Raw genomic sequence first — 16,094 nt, forward strand, 5'->3', positions numbered from 1 at the left:
ACGATGAAAGGCGGAGGCAAATTAATGATCAAGTTTAACGAAGTCACTAATTACCTGGTAGCCTTTTTCATTATTATTTCACTTAATTTTTTGCTTCCCCGGTTGATGCCTGGAGACCCTTTAACAGCTATTTACGGAGAGGAAGCCATGATTCAGATGACCCCGGAGTTGAAGGCGCGGCTGGTCGAACGGTTTTCCCTCGACCGGCCCCTTGCGGGGCAATTTGGCGCTTATTTGTTGTCGCTGTTGAAAGGAGATTTAGGCTATTCCTATTTTTATAATGCTCCGGTAACCAAAGTTATATTGGGAGCGCTTCCCTGGACTTTCCTTTTGGTAGGAACAGCAATAAGCATTTCGACAATTATCGGTACCCTGCTGGGGATAGAATCGGGTTGGCGGCGCGGCCAAAAGATTGACCGGGCCTTGCTTGCCGGAACTATGTTTTTGGACGGCTTACCCGATTTTTTTCTCGGGATGGTTTTTTTGATTCTGTTCGGGGTGGTTTGGGAAGTTTTCCCCCTTAATGGGGCTATGACTCCCTATGCCGGTTATGCGGGTATAACTCTTGTACTCGATGTATTAAAACACCTTGTATTGCCTGCCGTTTCACTGACTTTGGTAAACCTGACCGGTTCTTATCTCCTGGCCCGAAACAGTATGGTAACCACCCTTGGTGAGGCTTTTATCCTTACCGCCAGGGCCAAAGGCTTAAATGATCAGGTGGTAAGATACCGGCATGCCGGAAGAAATTCATTGCTGCCGGTAATTACCCATACGGGTATGCAGGTCGGCAGGATGCTGACCGGGGCTCTGTTTATCGAAACGGTTTTTTCCTACCCTGGGCTGGGGCTCTTGATTCAAAAAGCCCTGCAAACCAGGGATTATCCCCTTTTACAGGGAGTTTTCCTTGTGGTAACAGTTTTTGTCTTAACAGCCAATTTTTCTGTTGATATGTTATATAAAAAGATTGACCCGAGGTTAAAATCATGCACATTAAATACTGGCAGGAGATTAAATCCAACAATTTAGGTCGCCTTGGTCTGATTTTATTGACGCTAATAGTCGGCGCTGCTGTTTTTGCGCCTGTACTTGCTTCTTTTAACCCTACAGAACAGACAACGGCTTCTTTCCGGCCTCCTTCCAGGGAACATTTGCTAGGCACCAATGATGTTGGGCAGGACATTTTTGCGGGGCTGTTATATGGCGCTCGAACTTCCCTGCTGGTAGCCGTTACCGTAGCTTTATTCTCTACGGCCATAAGTAGTGTTGTCGGGGCGACGGCGGGGTTTCTGGGCGGGTTTTATGAAAAAGTGGCAATGCGGGTGGTAGATGCCCTGCTGGTAATTCCCCCAATGCTAGTGGTTATCATAATAGCCGCTTATATCCAGCCAAGCTCGTGGTGCCTGATACTGTTGCTGTCATTGCTTACCTGGCCCGGCGGCGCCAGGATTATCAGGTCTCAGACCCTGGTTTTAAAAGAAAAAGCCCATGTCCGGGCTGCCCGAACTTTTGGAGCCGGGCCGTTGTATATATTAAGACGCCATATTATTCCTGACCTCGGTCCTATACTTGTGGCTAACCTGGTTCAGGGAGCGCGGCGGGCCGTTTTTATGGAGGCCGGGCTGTCCTTCTTGGGGGTAACGGACCCTACAACCGTAAGTTGGGGGAAAATGCTATATCATGCATTAAAATACGTTTATCTTGATGTATGGCAGTGGTGGCTTATACCGGTAGGTGTATCCCTGTCAGCGACTGTTATGGCTTTTACATTTATCGGTTATGCCCTGGAAGAGGCCATGGACCCGAGGTTGAGGAGGGGAAGGCATGCTTGAAATCAGAAATTTATCGGTAAGTTTTGGCCAGACCAGGGTTTTGAACAACATCAACCTGACCCTGACCAGGGGTGAATCTCTTGCTTTAATAGGGGAATCAGGCACAGGAAAAACCACTTTGGGCCGTAGCATTATTGGTCTTAGCGATGGGGCATGTACCGGTGAAATACTTTATGAGGGGCGTAACCTGCTGGGGCTGGCTGCCGGGGAAATGGCCAAAATCAGGTGGAATCAGGTTGCCATGGTCTTTCAAAACGTAGAAAATGCCCTGAACCCTTTGTACACTATACTCGATCAGGTTATGGAGCCCATGGTGGAACACGGTTTGTTTAACAGGCGGGAAGCCCAAATAAGAGCCGGGGAGTTATTAAAAAGGGTCGGGATTTCCCCTGATTTTCATTTTTTCTACCCGCATCAGTTAAGCGGCGGACAGAAGCAGCGGGCGCTTATTGCCATGGCTTTGGCTAATGAGCCGGAACTGCTGATTCTGGATGAGCCCACTTCGGCGCTTGACCCCATTACGAAGGCAGAGATTATTAAAATGCTGCAGCAAATTGGCCGGCAGCACACGATGCTGGTGATTACCCACGATTTTTCCACAGCAGCCGCTCTAACCCAAAAAACTGCCGTTTTATATGGGGGCAGAATAGTGGAACTGGGGCCCACGGGCGCAATCCTGTTCAGCCCCAAACATCCCTATACCAGAGGGCTGTTGCGCGCCTATCCGAATATGACCACTACCAAGGACCTGCAGGGAATTCCCGGCAGGCTTTCAAGGCCGGCCAGGGGTTGCCCCTTTGCGCCGCGGTGCACCCAGAGTAAGCCCGTTTGCAGTCAGACATGCCCTGAGTTAATAGAAAATGACAGGCGTATGGTGGCCTGCCATTTGGGGGGGATAGTTCCGCTGCTGGAAGTAAAAAATGTAGGCAAGTCTTTTGGCCGTCTGCGCGCAGTGGAAAAAATAAATCTTACCCTGTATGAGGGGGAAACGGTAGCCCTTGTCGGCGAAAGCGGATCGGGAAAAACGACGTTGGCCCGGATTATAATGGGCAGCATTGAACCGTCAGAGGGGCTAATTTTTTTAAACGGCCGGCCGGTTGAGCGGCGTGGTAAAGATTTTTACCGGCAGGTACAGATGATTTACCAGAACCCCTCTGAATCCATAAGTCACCGGCAAACGGTCCTGGAAGCTGTGAGTGAACCATTGGAGATACACAAAATAGGTGACCGTATGGAGCGCAGGGAAAAGGTAAAATGCGTGCTAGAAGAAGTGGAGTTACCCGCTACAGAGGAGTTCCTGCTGACCTACCCGCACCAACTAAGCGGCGGCGAAGCTCAGCGGGTGGCTATTGCCAGGGCATTGATACTGGCTCCCAAATTACTCATAGCCGATGAGCCGACTTCGGCTCTGGATCCCAGTGTCCAGGCCAAGATACTAAAACTGCTCATAAATCTCCAGGAAAAAAAGGGGCTAAGTTTGCTGTTTATTACCCATGATATTGCCCTGGCCCGGAAGGTGAGCGACCGGATTATTGTTCTCAGGGAGGGCAGGGTATTGGAAGAAGGGCCTTCCCACCGTGTCACTTCTAAGCCCAAACACCCGTATACCAGGAGCCTGTTGGCCGCCGCTCCCTCATTGGATGTCAACAGGGAATGGCTTGCTTTACAGGATAATGTTGAGAAATGTTCAACCGCATAGACCTGTTCCGGCAATGAAACTGATTTCCGGGCAGAAGCCTGGGCACAGGCCAAGAATAACCGTCGGAAACAAAACCAACCTGCCTATGACTTGCAAAGAACGGTGGCAATGTGGAATAACCGGGCCGGTCGTTTTGCCAAAATACAGCAAAAAAGGACTCCCAAACCAGGATTGAAGCGGCTCTGGCATTTTTAGATTATTGTGGGGTAAAAACAGCAGGAATGACGGTGTTGGATATCGGTTGCGGTCCCGGGAACTACACCATTCCTTTGGCCAAAAGGGCAGCCCATGTCTGAGCCCTTGATCCGGCATCAAATATGCTGGAGATACTTGAAGAAAGAGCCAAAAAAGAAGGGGTTTTCAATATCACTTACATCAACCGTCCGTGGGAGGAAGTTGGACTGGACAAAGAAGGATGGTCCGGCAAGTTTGATCTGGTGTTTGCTTCCATGACGCCAGGTATAAATGATAAAGAAACACTGGAAAAAATGATTTCGGAAAACCTGGGCAAATAGTGTAAGTTGTGTTATAATCGCCATAGCAAAAATATGAGGAGCGATGGCGATGTGTACAGAACTGACCCCCTGGGAACGAGTGGTACAATTTCATGGTCATGTCTGTCCGGGCATTGCGGCTGGTTATCGGGTGGCCATGCGTATGCTGCAGGAATTAGGACGACAATATCCACCGGGGGATGAGTGCATTATCAGGGCGGGTAAACGTTTTTGCGGTTTGGATGCTCTGCAGCTGTTGCTGGGGGCAACCTATGGCAAAGGAAATTTGCAGGTTGAGGCTGAGGACAGATACCATTTTGAATTATCATTGCCAGGACAGAGTTTAAGGATTGAGCTGGAGCTAACCCCCCGGTTAGCTGTTTATGAGGAACAATGGCAACAATTGTTTCAGGAAAAACTGAGCCCAGTAAAAAATGGAAGAAAGTCAGAAATTATTGCTGAAATGGTGGAACTGGCCCAGCAAGTCATGGATCTGGAGGATGAGGAGTTTTTCCTCAAAGTGGAAACCAGGCAGGAATAACTGCCTGGCTTATTTTTTGTCCGTGAACAGAAGACATGTAAAGAATAGGCACAAAATGAATATCCATTCAATAATTAATATAGACCGTTCAGGGGGAAAATCCGGCCTTTAGGCAAAAGTTGGTGAGAAAAATGGTGGAATTGTTTAGATTTATTGACAGGAAGACAAAGATAGGGGGAGGTTTCAAAATGGGAGAGAAAAAAGTCTATTATGCTCCACTAACTCCACTTAGTTTTTTAAAACGCAGTCTCTATGTATTTCCGGAAAAAACGGCGGTAGTATACAATGACCGGCGCTATACTTACCGGGAATTTGCCGCCAGGGTCAATCGCCTGGCCAGTGCCTTGAAAGGCCTGGGAATTGAGAAAGGGGACCGGGTGGCCTTTCTTTGCCCTAATATTCCGCCCATGCTGGAAGCCCATTATGGTGTACCGCTGGCGGGAGGGGCGTTGCTCAGCCTCAATATCCGTCTGGTTGCCCATGAAATTAAATATATCCTCAATCACTCGGAAGCGAAAGTGCTGTTCTTTGATGCCGGTTTGGCCCATGTGGTTGAGCCGATTATGAAGGAACTGCCGGCAGTACAGCATTTTATCAAAATCTATGATGGCGAAGAAACTGCACAGATTGATGTCATAGAATACGAGGAATTCCTGGCCCGGGGCAGTGAGGAAGAAATCCCCATTCCCGTCGAAGATGAATTGGAAATGATCGCTCTTAATTACACCAGCGGTACTACCGGTTTGCCTAAAGGGGTAATGTATTCCCATCGGGGCGCTTACTTGAATGCCCTGGGAGAAGCGCTGGAGGCCGGGATGAATTCCCGTTCCGTCTATCTCTGGACCCTGCCCATGTTCCACTGCAATGGCTGGTGCTTTACCTGGGCGGTAACAGCGGTAGGTGGTACCCATGTCTGCTTGCGCAAGGTGGAACCGGAGCGCATTTTCGAATTGCTGGTTCAGGAAAGGGTAACCCATCTCTGTGCTGCACCTACCGTGCTGGTGATGATGACCAACCATCCCAAAGCACAGGAGCTGAAGCTTGAGCAACATCTGCGCATCCTGACTGCGGGAGCACCACCTTCTCCTACGGTGATCAAGAATGCTGAGGCTATGGGAGCGGAAGTCATCCATGTTTATGGCATGACCGAGACTTATGGTCCTCATACCCTGTGTGAATGGAAAGCGGAATGGGATGAACTGCCGGCAGAGGAAAGGGCCAGATTGAAAGCACGGCAGGGAGTGCCTTATATCACCTCTGTGGAAATGATGGTAGTCAACAAGGATATGCAGCCTGTGCCCAGAGATGGCCAGACCATGGGGGAAATCGTCTTCCGGGGCAATAATGTCAACTGTGGCTATTTTAAAGACCCGCAAGCCACCGCTCTGTCTTCCCTGGGCGGCTGGTTCCACAGCGGCGACCTGGCTGTGGTCCATCCCGATGGTTATATCGAGATCAAGGACCGGGGCAAGGATATTATCATTTCCGGTGGGGAAAACATTTCTACAGTGGAAGTAGAAAATGTCATCTACCAGCATCCGGCGGTGATGGAAGTGGCAGTAGTGGCCATTCCGGATGAGAAATGGGGTGAAGTCCCCAAGGCCTTTGTCACCCTGAAGCCCGGGATGACAGCAACAGAGGAAGAGATTATCGAGTTCTGCCGGGAACGGATGGCCCGCTTCAAGTGTCCGAAAAAGGTGGAGTTTGGCGAATTGCCCAAAACCGGTACCGGCAAGATCCTGAAATACATCCTGCGGGAAAAAGAGTGGGCTGGCCGGGAACGCCGGGTAAATTAATCTTTTTAGACAGGCACCGGACAAAAAGCATCTCCATATCCTAGTATTACCCTTGTTGTGGTAAGCGGGATAGGAGGTGCTTTTCTATGTCTGGCTGGCTGGTGCTTTCGGTCTTATCCCTGATTAATGGTATTCTCCTGCTGGTATCCTATATTACCAGTAACACTTTTCCTCAGCCTTTAACCCCGGAAGAAGAGGCTTATTATCTGGAGCGGCTGGAAAAAGGGGACCGGGAAGCTCGAAATATTTTAGCGGAGAGGAACTTGCGGCTGGTAGCCCATATTGTGAAAAAGTTTGAGGGTACTGGAGAAGATAATGATGACCTGATTTCCATTGGCACCATTGGTCTGATCAAGGCGATCAATACCTACAGCCGGGATAAGGGGACCAAACTGGCTACTTACGCTGCCCGCTGCATAGAAAATGAAATTTTAATGCATTTACGGGCCACCAAAAACCGGCGCCAGGAAGTTTTTCTGGATGACCCCATTGGCCAGGATAAAGAAGGCAATGAAATTACCCTCAATGATATCCTGGGTACCGATCCGGATGAAATCAGCCTGATGGTGGAAAGGGAGTTTGATAATAAACAGCTGCTTCAGAAGGTGAAAGGCCTGTCCAAGCGGGAACTGGCGGTGCTGGATATGCGTTTTGGCCTCTTCGGCGGGGAGGAACGGACCCAGAAATATATTGCCCGTTTGCTGGGAATCAGCCGCTCCTATGTCTCCCGAATAGAAAAGAGAGCCATCAACAAGCTGCTAAAGGAATATCAGCAGGAGCGCAAGTTGAAACATTGACTCTGGAATTTGTGCCTCCGTTATTTTTTTGTTATCATAAAAAGAAAAAAAGAAAAAACAACGGAGGCGGAGTATGGGACACTGGTTAGTTCCGGATGCGGTTTTTGGCAAGTTGACGGAGATCAGTCCGGAATTTTTTTACGAAAAAGGGATTAAAGCAGTTTTGCTGGATTTGGATAATACCCTGCTGCCCTGGGCAGAGGGGATTTTTCCGGAGGAGAGCTTGCGCTGGATTGAGGAAATGAAGGCGGCAGGGCTTTTGCTCTGCCTGGTTTCCAATAACAAACCGGAACGGGTAGCTCAGCTGGCCGGGGAGCTGGGGATCCCGGGGATTTCTCAGGCGGTTAAACCGCGGCGTAAAGGGTTCCGGCAGGCCCTGCGGCTGCTGGCAGTGAAGCCAGAGGAGACGGCTGTGGTGGGGGACCAGATCATGACTGATGTGCTGGGGGGGAATCGGGCCGGTCTCTTTACGGTGCTGGTCAATCCCCTCAGCCCTGTAGAACATAAGGGGACCTACTTTTTGCGCTGGCTGGAAAGGGTTTTGACTGGCCGGCGGGTTTAAACCTGAATTGAAGCGGGCATAATGGCAAAAGGGAGGTTATGGCAATGGAGACCTTTAGCTGTTATGTCCCTTACCAGGAAATTGATAATGGCTGGGCCCTGCTGGCCCGCATCCGCGCTGAGGTGGCGGAAATACGTCAGCAACACCCGGAACTGGAAGCTTACCAGCTGGTGGACATGGGCATTGTTGACAGGAATACGGGAATTGAAGTAAAATTATATTTTTCTCCGGAAAAGCAGGAATTTTTTATCTAAAGAGCGAAAAAAGGAAGGAGTACCTTCCTTTTTTCTTTTCTGGCCAAAGGGGAGAAGATTATGTGGATTGATGGCAAGACCCGTCTGGTAGGTATAATTGGACAACCGGTGGAACACTCCAGATCGCCCTTGATGCATAATACTGCTTTTCAAGCTTTGGGCCTGAACTGGTGTTATGTTCCACTACCAGTGGCTTCGGACCAGGTGGCAGCGGCGGTAAGGGGATTAGTGGCCCTGGGCTTTGCCGGAGCCAATGTCACTATTCCCCACAAGGAAGCAGTTCTGACTCTGGTGGACGAGCTGGACCAGGCGGCGGCTACAATTGGAGCAGTGAATACACTGGTGATCAAAGAAGGACGAATTTGGGGTTATAACACCGACTGGCTGGGGGTAAAGGCTACTCTGGACCATATCAAGGCTATACCCGCTGGTAGGCGGGTGCTGGTTTTAGGAGCAGGGGGCTCGGCCCGGGCGGTGGTTTATGCCCTTGCACAGGAGGGGGCCGGGGAAATCCTGGTGGCAGCCCGACGGCCGGAGGCAGTAGGGAGTTTACAGACCATCGCGGCAGTAACTTACATACCGTGGCAGGAGCGGGCTTTAGCCCGGGTTGCGGCAGAGGTGGAGATTATTATTAACACCACGCCTTTAGGTATGAGTCCGGAACCCCATTTATGCCCACCTTTGCCGCCAGAGGTTTTTGGCAGACAGCACAAGGTTTTCGACCTGATTTATAATCCGCAGGAGACCCGCTTACTGGCCAGGGCCAGGAGTCGGGGGGCTACTACAGTAAATGGTATCTTGATGCTGGTGGAACAGGGACGGGAGGCTTTCCGGCTCTGGACGGGAATGGAGCCTCCGCTGGAGGTGATGTTGACAGCTCTGGGTATCAGTGAACAAAATTAACAAATTTGTCACATTTGCCATTACAATTATGTGATATAATCTATTTGTATCGGTTTACCTGGAATGGGAGGGGTGTTCCGGTGGCGAAAAGAAACGGCCAATCCCGTTTTGCCTTTCAGCTTTGTCCCCAGTGTGGCAGTAAAAACATTGGCCGCATTGCCAAACAAACCTATTTTTGCCGGGATTGTTTTACGGAAATCGTGGAAAAGAAACAGGGCCAGTTGTCAGAACGGCTGACCCTGCTGGAAATACTGGAAGATGGTTCGGTGCAGGCCATTGGTGAGATTTAAGAGGGCGGGAGCTCTCTTTTTTGTTTATGGCGAAAAATGCTGAATCGAGACGGAAAGTTTTCTGGCACAGGCGCAAGAAATGGCAAATTTTACTGGGCTTAATCTGTTAAAATATTGCAGTAAATAAAGGGTCGGAGGTGAAAATCGGTGGAGGCAGAACTGGAGAAAGAATGGGATGATGCGGAATTATTAGCGGGAGAGGGACAGGCCCTGGAAGCTGAAGGAGAACAGCTATTGACTTTAAAGCAGGTAGCCACCATTTTGCAAGTGGAGTGCAGTACGGTCAGGCACTGGGAAAAGGAATTTGCCGAGTATATGGGGAAGGCGGTGCTGATTAACCAGAAAAAGCATTATACTACCAGACAGCTGGAGGTTCTGACCAAAATCAAGGAGTTGTTGCAAACAGAACAGTATACCATCAAGGGAGCTAAACGCCGACTGGAACTGGATAATGTACTGGCAGCTTCTCTGGGGGTGGAGCATAATTTTAAGACAACGGTATTTATTATGTTCAGTGCCATCATGCAGGAATTGCAGGCTGCCCGCCAGGAGAGCCGGGAACTGGCCCGGGAGGTGGCCCGCTTGCGGGAGGAAAAGAACAGGGTAGAAGAACAGCTGGCCGCAGCGGAAAATCGCGGTCTCCTGGATTATCTCTGGCGACGCTGGCCAAAGGCAAGGACAGCGGAAGAACAGGGACGGGCATAATGCCCTATTTTTTTACGCTATTTCCAGAAAATAATCTGAAATAAAGCAGGATTTTGCCGAAGGTATGTCTAATATAGCATTTAATTGTGACAAATTGTGCAGTTCAGGGAAGTAGGGGTGAAAAATGTATTTTCCTACCCGCAAACGTCTGGGCGATATTTTAAAAGATGCCCATCTTATAAATGAACAACAATTGCAGCTGGCTTTGCAGAAACAAAAGGAAAGCGGAGAAAGGCTGGGGACCTTGCTGGTCAAGATGGGGATGGTCAAGGAGGAGGAATTGATTCAGGCCCTGGAGCAGCAACTGGGAATTCCGGCCATCCGGCTCAGCCGCATGCCACTGGAAGCAGAAGTGGTAAGACTGATTCCGGAAGCCCTGGCCCAGCGCTACAAAGCCATTCCTATCCGCAAGCAAAACAACCGGCTGACCGTTGCCATGGCTGACCCCTTGAATGTTTTTGCCATTGATGATATTCGGCTTTCCACCGGCCTGGAAGTAGAACCGGTGATCGCCCGGGAAAGTGAGATCAATGCGGCGATTAACCAGTATTATGGTTTGACCGATTCCCTGGAAAAAATTATCGAAAACCTGGATGAAGAGGAATTTACCGAAGAGGAACTGGGGCTGGACCAGCTCAAGGAACTGGTGGAGGATGCGCCGGTAGTCAGGCTGGTCAATACCGTCATCCAGCAGGCAGTGCGCAACCGGGCCAGTGATATTCACATAGAGCCCCAGGAGAAACAGCTGCGCATCCGCCAGCGGGTGGATGGAGTTTTGCAGGAAATGATGACCTTACCCAGAAAAATGCAGGCTCCTGTCATCTCCCGGGTCAAGATCATGGCCAACCTGGATATTGCCGAACGGCGCATACCCCAGGATGGTCGGATTCAGCTGACGGTAGAACATAAAGAGATTGACCTTCGCGTTTCCACTTTGCCCACAATTTACGGGGAAAAAGTGGTGCTGCGGATTCTGGACAAATCCCGGGGACTGCTTGGCCTGTCCGATCTGGGTTTGGCCCCGGAAAACCTGCAGCGATTCGAACAAATCCTCAAACATCCCAATGGCATTTTTCTGGTTACAGGGCCTACGGGCAGCGGCAAGACTACGACCCTTTATTCTCTGTTAAAACAAATCAACAGTCCGGAGCGCAATATCGTGACCCTGGAGGACCCGGTGGAATACACCCTGGAAGGGATAAACCAGGTCCAGGTCAATCCTAAAACTGGCTTAACTTTTGCCGGTGGGTTGCGTTCTATTTTGCGCCAGGACCCGGACGTGGTGCTGGTGGGGGAGATTCGGGATACGGAAACCGCCCAGATCGCCATACAGGCAGCCATGACCGGGCATCTGGTTTTCTCTACCTTGCACACCAACAGTGCGGCGGCCACCATCAGCCGCTTGCTGGATATGGGAATCGAGCCCTTTCTGGTAGCCACTGCCTTAACAGGAGTGGCGGCCCAGCGCTTGGTGCGTTCCCTTTGCCCGGAATGCCGCCAGGAACACTGGTTGCCGGTGAAATGGCTGGAAAATCTGGGCCTGTCGGAGGATGTCTGGCAATATGCCCGGCGGGAAGGAGATCGGGTACTGGTCTATAAACCGGGACGCTGTACCCTATGCAACAATACCGGTTACATTGGCCGGATCGGTATCCATGAGGTGCTAATTATGTCTGATAAACTGCGGGAACTGGTGGTGCAGAAAGCGGCCGCCAGCAAGATTGAGCAGCAGGCTGTAGCGGAAGGAATGATCACCCTGCGCCATGATGGGGTAAGAAAGGTCTTAAGTGGCCTTACCAGTCTGGAAGAAGTGATGCGGACAGTATTTGTGGACTAGTCAGGGGGGCAGAAGATGGAGCGAATCGAAGGCAGAGACTGGCAGACAGCCAGCGAACTTTTGCAATTGGCGGTGGAGCTGGGAGCATCGGATGTCCATATCTCCGTTGATGTCCCGCCGGTTTTCCGCATCAATGGCAAACTGGCCGCTATAGGGGAAAGACGCCTGAGCAGGGAGGATACCCTGCGCCTGGTCAAGGAAGTGATGACCGAAGAACAGTTTACCCGCTTCAAGGAGAGCGGTGAACTGGACTTTTCCTATAGTGTTCCCGGCTTTGGCCGCTTTCGGGTCAATACCTATTTCCAGCGGGGTTCGGCCGGGATGGCGGTGCGCGCTATTCCCTTTCAGATCCCCAGCCTGGAACAACTGGGCCTACCCTCAGTGGTAAAGGAACTGGCCATGCGGGAACGGGGACTGGTGATTGTAACTGGTCCTACGGGCAGCGGCAAATCCACTACCCTGGCTTCCATGATTGATTTAATCAATAATACCCGGGACTGCCATATCATGACACTGGAAGACCCCATTGAATATCTGCATCGCCATAAAAAGAGTATTGTTAACCAGCGGGAAGTTGGTTTTGATACCAAATCCTTTGCCAATGGCCTGCGGGCAGCCCTGCGCCAGGACCCGGATGTGATCCTGGTAGGGGAGATGCGGGATCTGGAGACCATATCCACGGCGGTTACAGCGGCTGAAACCGGGCATCTGGTGCTGGCTACCCTGCATACCTCTGATGCTCCTGGCACCATTGACCGGATCATCGATGTCTTTCCGCCTTACCAGCAACAGCAGATTCGCATTCAGCTGGCAGCCACCCTGCAGGGAGTAATTGCCCAGCAACTGGTACCTACCGCTGATGGCCGGGGCCGGGTGGCGGCAGTGGAAGTGCTGATTGTAAACAGCGCCGTGCGCAACCTAATCCGGGAACAGAAAACCCATCAAATTTATTCCATTATGCAGACTAATGCCCGTTTGGGAATGCAAACCATGGACTTTTCCCTGCGGGAGTTGTATTATCAGGGTAAGATCACTCTGGAGGAAGCCATAAAACGGGCCCTGGATCCCGATAACTTCCTTCGGCTGGTGAACGGGATGTGAGGCTAGATGAATTTGCAGTTTGAATACCAGGTACGGGACCGGCAGGGCCGGGTATTAACAGGAGTGGTAGAAGCCGATAGCCGGGAGACGGTGATTCAGCGCCTGCGCCGGGAAGGATATATCGTTACCTCTGTGAAACAAAAAGAGGTTGCTCCTTCGGTGGGGGAACTGCTGGCCAGTTTGCGCCCGTTGCCCATTAAAGAGCTGGCCCTGTTTAGCCGCCAGTTTGCCACCATGATGGCTGCCGGTTTGAGTTTGCTCAAGTGCCTCAGCATCCTGCAGCAGCAAACCAGCAATAAACGGCTGGCGGAAGCGGTGGCCGAAATTCGGCGGGATGTGGAGGGAGGTTCCACCCTCTATGGGGCCATGCAGCGCCATCCCCGGGTTTTTCCCGAGCTTTATGTCACCATGCTGCGGGCCGGGGAGATCGGCGGGGTGCTGGACAAGGTGCTGGAGCGCCTGGCTGATCATTATGAAAAGGAATATGAACTGCGGGAAAAAATCAAGACCGCTACCCGCTATCCCCTGGTGATCATGCTCTTTGCCATTGGAGTAGTCATCCTCTTGCTCACTACCGTGGTACCCACTTTTGTGGCCATGTTCAACAGCTTCAAGGCAGAACTGCCTCTGGCTACCCGGATTTTGCTGGGCATAAGTTCAGCCCTGACCGGTTACTGGTATCTCTGGCTGTTATTACTGGCCGGGGGAGGTCTTCTCCTCAGCCGTTTTCTGGCTACGGAAGAGGGTAAAAACTGGCGGGATGCCCTTGTTCTCCGCTTGCCCGTATTCGGGGAACTGAGCAAAAAGGTGGCTTTGGCCCGGGTTTGCCGTACTCTGGGGACGCTGCTGGCTACCGGGGTGCCCATCCTGCAGGCGGTGGAGGTGGTGGCTGAAGTAGCCGGTAACCGGGTAATTGGCCGGGCCCTGCTCAGCACCAGGGACAATATCCGGGAAGGGGAAGGAATTGCCGCTCCCCTGGAGCAAACCGGGGTGTTCCCGCCCCTGGTGACCCAGATGGTGGCAGTGGGCGAGGAAACGGGGAACCTGGATGGCATGCTGAGTAAAGTGGCGGATTTCTATGACCGGGAGGTAAAGAACACCACCGAGAGCCTGGCCTCCCTGCTGGAGCCTTTCCTGATCGGCTTTCTGGCCATTGTGGTGGGGGCCATTATCGTTAGCACCATACTGCCCATCTTTGATTTATATGGACATATCGGGGGGCAGTAGGGATAGAGAGAAAGCTTTGAAAGGGGGTGAAAGGAATGTTGATCAAAATCGGGGAGCGCATGAAGCGCATCCGTGAGAGAGAACAGGGCTTTACTCTGATAGAGCTGCTGGTGGTTATCGTTATTCTGGGGGTAATTGCTGCTCTGGTGGTTCCGAAAGTAGTAGGTAATGTTGATGATGCAAAGATGAAGGCTGATGAATTAACAGCCAAACAACTAACAAATGCTGTTAACCAATACAAAGCAGTTAATGGCAATTATCCAAATTCATTATCGGATTTAGTTCCTAAGTATATCGATGGAGTTCCTAAACAACAATCGAATGGCAAAGATTTTACCTATAATAAAACCGATGGTGTAGTAACTGTAACTCAATAGTCTTCCCGCCCCAGCCGGGGCGGGCCTACCTTTACAAAGGAGTTGACTCCATGTCCGTACTAACCTTGCTTCTCGGCCTCATTATCGGCAGTTTTCTCAATGTCGTCATCTACCGTCTCCCCCGGGACCAATCCCTGCTCTGGCCGGGTTCGAGCTGCCCCCATTGTGAACAACCTCTCAAATGGTGGCACCTGGTGCCCGTCTTCAGTTTTTTCTGGCAGCGGGGTAAATGTGCCTATTGCGGTCAACCCATCAGCTGGCAATATCCCCTGGTGGAAATGACCAATGCCCTACTCTGGTGGCAGGCGTACAGCTTTTACGGGCTTAGCAGTCAGGCTCTGTTTTCGGCTCTACTGGGCAGCTGGCTGCTGGTGCATACCGTTATTGACTGGCAGCAGCGCTTACTGTTGAATAAAGTCAATCTGGCCGGTGCGGTTCTGGCAGTAGCCCATATTTTCCTGAATGGAGAACCGTCCTGGACATCGGCATTAATTGGAGCATTCCTGGGAGGAGGAGTCCTCTTCCTTATTGCTTTCCTCTACCCGGCAGGGATGGGTCTGGGGGATGGGAAAATGGCCCTGGTCATGGGGCTGTGGCTGGGCTGGCCCCAGGTTTTCCTGGCCCTTTTCCTGGCGTCCCTGCTGGGAGCCACAGCTGGCATTCTCCTGGGGCTGAAAAAAGACCAGATCCGGGGGATGTCCCTGCCCTTTGGGCCTTTTCTGGCTATGGGGACTTATGTAGTCTGGTACTGGAGTGATCGGCTCCTGAACTGGTACTGGCAGGTGATGTTATGATTAAAAAGCAGGCGCAGGAAGGATTTACCCTGGTGGAAGTGCTGGCCGGGCTGGCCATAATAGCTATTTTGCTGGTGGCTGCTTTGCCGCTCTTTACCTCCAATTTGCGCCAGACTGTGCAGGATAAACAGCGGGAACAGGCACTAAGGCTGGCCCAGGAGCGGTTGGAGTATTATATTCATCAGGATGTCAGAGAAAATGAGCAGCAATCGGGGCGAATAACTATAGATGGTACTGATTTTAACTGGAGTCTGCAGGTTAAGAGACCGGCGAGCAGCTCCCCTGCAAACCTTAAGCTCTTGAACCTGACCGTTACAGTCACTTATCTGGAACGCGGGTCTAATGCCAGCAGGGATTTAAGCCTGTCCGTGCTCAAAACCGAATGAATGGGGCGGTGCTTATGAACGGAAGGCGACAAGCAGGCTATACTCTGGTAGAATTGCTGGTGGTGCTGGTGCTTATGGGTATAGTCCTGATGGCTATAAACAGTTTCCTTTTAACAACTTACAGGAGCTATACGGAAACAAGCAGTGAGTTACAGCTTCAGGACGCACTGGCTGTGCTCAATGAACAGATTGCCGCAGATATTCGTAGAGCTGAACTGGTAGAAATCAACGGACAGGAAATGCGGGTGATCCTTTCCGCCAACGAAGTGGTCCGTTATGTGTTTGATAGCAGCGGTCAGGCTCTTTTCCGGGAAGCCGGTGGTATAAATAAAAAAATTTCCGGGGATGAAATAAAAATCGAAAATTTAGACTGGCTAAGTCAAGGGGGAGGCCAGGGGTATGTAATCTCCTGGCGGATTACGGCAAGGCTTAAAAACAGCGTTATGACAGTAACGATGGCAGAAAGTCCCCGGCGGGTCAAGATTTAGGGGGGATGGAT

At 51.1% G+C, this 16,094-nt stretch carries 19 protein-coding genes; all 19 read left to right on the forward strand.

Annotation, left to right across the window (positions count from 1 at the left end):
* The first annotated feature begins 24 nt into the window (after positions 1-24).
* The 19 genes from CTH_RS01035 (at position 25) to CTH_RS01125 (ending at position 16,083) form a co-directional block, all read left to right on the forward strand.
* The gene (locus tag CTH_RS01035) at positions 25-1,029 is read left to right on the forward strand and encodes an ABC transporter permease (protein WP_107752749.1); all 1,005 of its coding nucleotides are present in this window, start codon (positions 25-27) and stop codon (positions 1,027-1,029) included.
* Positions 987-1,832, forward strand: a complete 846-nt coding sequence (locus CTH_RS01040) for an ABC transporter permease (RefSeq protein ID WP_079906547.1) — start codon at positions 987-989, stop codon at positions 1,830-1,832. Before CTH_RS01035 ends, CTH_RS01040 begins: the two co-directional genes overlap by 43 nt.
* Positions 1,825-3,531 (forward strand): ABC transporter ATP-binding protein, encoded by a 1,707-nt coding sequence (locus CTH_RS01045; RefSeq protein ID WP_107752751.1) that lies wholly within the window; start codon positions 1,825-1,827, stop codon positions 3,529-3,531. The genes CTH_RS01040 and CTH_RS01045 overlap by 8 nt, the downstream gene beginning before the upstream one ends.
* Before the next feature lie 317 nt (positions 3,532-3,848).
* The gene (locus CTH_RS01050; RefSeq protein ID WP_107752753.1) at positions 3,849-4,046 is read left to right on the forward strand and encodes a class I SAM-dependent methyltransferase; all 198 of its coding nucleotides are present in this window, start codon (positions 3,849-3,851) and stop codon (positions 4,044-4,046) included.
* A gap of 49 nt (positions 4,047-4,095) precedes the next feature.
* Positions 4,096-4,566, forward strand: coding sequence for a formylmethanofuran dehydrogenase subunit E family protein (locus CTH_RS01055; protein ID WP_159071770.1), 471 nt, complete (start codon positions 4,096-4,098; stop codon positions 4,564-4,566).
* 188 nt (positions 4,567-4,754) lie between these two features.
* Positions 4,755-6,362 carry an acyl--CoA ligase family protein gene (locus CTH_RS01060; protein WP_078666046.1) on the forward strand — a complete coding sequence of 536 codons (1,608 nt, stop codon included), beginning with the start codon at positions 4,755-4,757 and terminating at the stop codon, positions 6,360-6,362.
* 86 nt (positions 6,363-6,448) lie between these two features.
* Positions 6,449-7,159, forward strand: coding sequence for an RNA polymerase sporulation sigma factor SigK (sigK, locus tag CTH_RS01065; RefSeq protein ID WP_078666045.1), 711 nt, complete (start codon positions 6,449-6,451; stop codon positions 7,157-7,159).
* A gap of 73 nt (positions 7,160-7,232) precedes the next feature.
* A complete protein-coding gene (locus tag CTH_RS01070) occupies positions 7,233-7,721 on the forward strand; it encodes a YqeG family HAD IIIA-type phosphatase (protein WP_078666044.1) in 489 nt (162 codons plus the stop codon).
* Positions 7,722-7,765: 44 nt separating this feature from the next.
* A complete protein-coding gene (locus CTH_RS01075; RefSeq protein WP_078666043.1) occupies positions 7,766-7,975 on the forward strand; it encodes a hypothetical protein in 210 nt (69 codons plus the stop codon).
* A 60-nt stretch (positions 7,976-8,035) separates the two neighbouring features.
* Complete coding sequence (locus CTH_RS01080) at positions 8,036-8,878, forward strand: shikimate dehydrogenase (protein ID WP_079906544.1); 843 nt, start codon at positions 8,036-8,038, stop codon at positions 8,876-8,878.
* Between the two features lie 80 nt (positions 8,879-8,958).
* The gene (locus CTH_RS01085) at positions 8,959-9,168 is read left to right on the forward strand and encodes a C1 domain-containing protein (RefSeq protein WP_078666041.1); all 210 of its coding nucleotides are present in this window, start codon (positions 8,959-8,961) and stop codon (positions 9,166-9,168) included.
* 147 nt (positions 9,169-9,315) lie between these two features.
* Positions 9,316-9,873 (forward strand): MerR family transcriptional regulator, encoded by a 558-nt coding sequence (locus CTH_RS01090; RefSeq protein ID WP_078666040.1) that lies wholly within the window; start codon positions 9,316-9,318, stop codon positions 9,871-9,873.
* Between the two features lie 124 nt (positions 9,874-9,997).
* Entirely contained in the window at positions 9,998-11,710 is a 1,713-nt protein-coding gene (gene gspE / locus CTH_RS01095) for a type II secretion system ATPase GspE (protein ID WP_078666039.1), read from the forward strand.
* A gap of 15 nt (positions 11,711-11,725) precedes the next feature.
* Entirely contained in the window at positions 11,726-12,811 is a 1,086-nt protein-coding gene (locus tag CTH_RS01100) for a type IV pilus twitching motility protein PilT (protein WP_078666038.1), read from the forward strand.
* Positions 12,812-12,817: 6 nt separating this feature from the next.
* Positions 12,818-14,038: a type II secretion system F family protein gene (locus CTH_RS01105; RefSeq protein WP_078666037.1), complete on the forward strand. Its 1,221-nt coding sequence runs from the start codon at positions 12,818-12,820 to the stop codon at positions 14,036-14,038.
* Positions 14,039-14,073: 35 nt separating this feature from the next.
* Complete coding sequence (locus CTH_RS01110; RefSeq protein WP_200803495.1) at positions 14,074-14,415, forward strand: type II secretion system protein; 342 nt, start codon at positions 14,074-14,076, stop codon at positions 14,413-14,415.
* Positions 14,416-14,465: 50 nt separating this feature from the next.
* A complete protein-coding gene (locus CTH_RS01115; RefSeq protein WP_107752755.1) occupies positions 14,466-15,209 on the forward strand; it encodes a prepilin peptidase in 744 nt (247 codons plus the stop codon).
* The gene (locus CTH_RS01120; RefSeq protein ID WP_078666035.1) at positions 15,206-15,595 is read left to right on the forward strand and encodes a type II secretion system protein; all 390 of its coding nucleotides are present in this window, start codon (positions 15,206-15,208) and stop codon (positions 15,593-15,595) included. Before CTH_RS01115 ends, CTH_RS01120 begins: the two co-directional genes overlap by 4 nt.
* Positions 15,596-15,609: 14 nt before the next feature.
* Entirely contained in the window at positions 15,610-16,083 is a 474-nt protein-coding gene (locus tag CTH_RS01125) for a prepilin-type N-terminal cleavage/methylation domain-containing protein (RefSeq protein ID WP_159071771.1), read from the forward strand.
* The last annotated feature ends 11 nt before the right edge of the window (positions 16,084-16,094 follow it).

It is taken from the genome of Carboxydocella thermautotrophica, from assembly GCA_003054495.1.
Taxonomy (GTDB): Bacteria; Bacillota.

Excerpts from the sequence above, each read along its gene's own strand:
- CTH_RS01105 (WP_078666037.1), top strand. The coding sequence starts at position 12,818 with ATGAATTTGCAGTTTGAATACCAGGTACGGGACCGGCAGGGCCGGGTA.
- CTH_RS01110 (WP_200803495.1), top strand. The coding sequence starts at position 14,074 with ATGTTGATCAAAATCGGGGAGCGCATGAAGCGCATCCGTGAGAGAGAA.
- CTH_RS01040 (WP_079906547.1), top strand. The coding sequence starts at position 987 with ATGCACATTAAATACTGGCAGGAGATTAAATCCAACAATTTAGGTCGC.
- CTH_RS01080 (WP_079906544.1), top strand. The coding sequence starts at position 8,036 with ATGTGGATTGATGGCAAGACCCGTCTGGTAGGTATAATTGGACAACCG.
- CTH_RS01115 (WP_107752755.1), top strand. The coding sequence starts at position 14,466 with ATGTCCGTACTAACCTTGCTTCTCGGCCTCATTATCGGCAGTTTTCTC.
- CTH_RS01045 (WP_107752751.1), top strand. The coding sequence starts at position 1,825 with ATGCTTGAAATCAGAAATTTATCGGTAAGTTTTGGCCAGACCAGGGTT.
- CTH_RS01035 (WP_107752749.1), top strand. The coding sequence starts at position 25 with ATGATCAAGTTTAACGAAGTCACTAATTACCTGGTAGCCTTTTTCATT.
- CTH_RS01060 (WP_078666046.1), top strand. The coding sequence starts at position 4,755 with ATGGGAGAGAAAAAAGTCTATTATGCTCCACTAACTCCACTTAGTTTT.
- gspE (WP_078666039.1), top strand. The coding sequence starts at position 9,998 with ATGTATTTTCCTACCCGCAAACGTCTGGGCGATATTTTAAAAGATGCC.
- CTH_RS01100 (WP_078666038.1), top strand. The coding sequence starts at position 11,726 with ATGGAGCGAATCGAAGGCAGAGACTGGCAGACAGCCAGCGAACTTTTG.
- CTH_RS01055 (WP_159071770.1), top strand. The coding sequence starts at position 4,096 with ATGTGTACAGAACTGACCCCCTGGGAACGAGTGGTACAATTTCATGGT.
- CTH_RS01075 (WP_078666043.1), top strand. The coding sequence starts at position 7,766 with ATGGAGACCTTTAGCTGTTATGTCCCTTACCAGGAAATTGATAATGGC.
- sigK (WP_078666045.1), top strand. The coding sequence starts at position 6,449 with ATGTCTGGCTGGCTGGTGCTTTCGGTCTTATCCCTGATTAATGGTATT.
- CTH_RS01120 (WP_078666035.1), top strand. The coding sequence starts at position 15,206 with ATGATTAAAAAGCAGGCGCAGGAAGGATTTACCCTGGTGGAAGTGCTG.
- CTH_RS01125 (WP_159071771.1), top strand. The coding sequence starts at position 15,610 with ATGAACGGAAGGCGACAAGCAGGCTATACTCTGGTAGAATTGCTGGTG.
- CTH_RS01050 (WP_107752753.1), top strand. The coding sequence starts at position 3,849 with ATGCTGGAGATACTTGAAGAAAGAGCCAAAAAAGAAGGGGTTTTCAAT.
- CTH_RS01070 (WP_078666044.1), top strand. The coding sequence starts at position 7,233 with ATGGGACACTGGTTAGTTCCGGATGCGGTTTTTGGCAAGTTGACGGAG.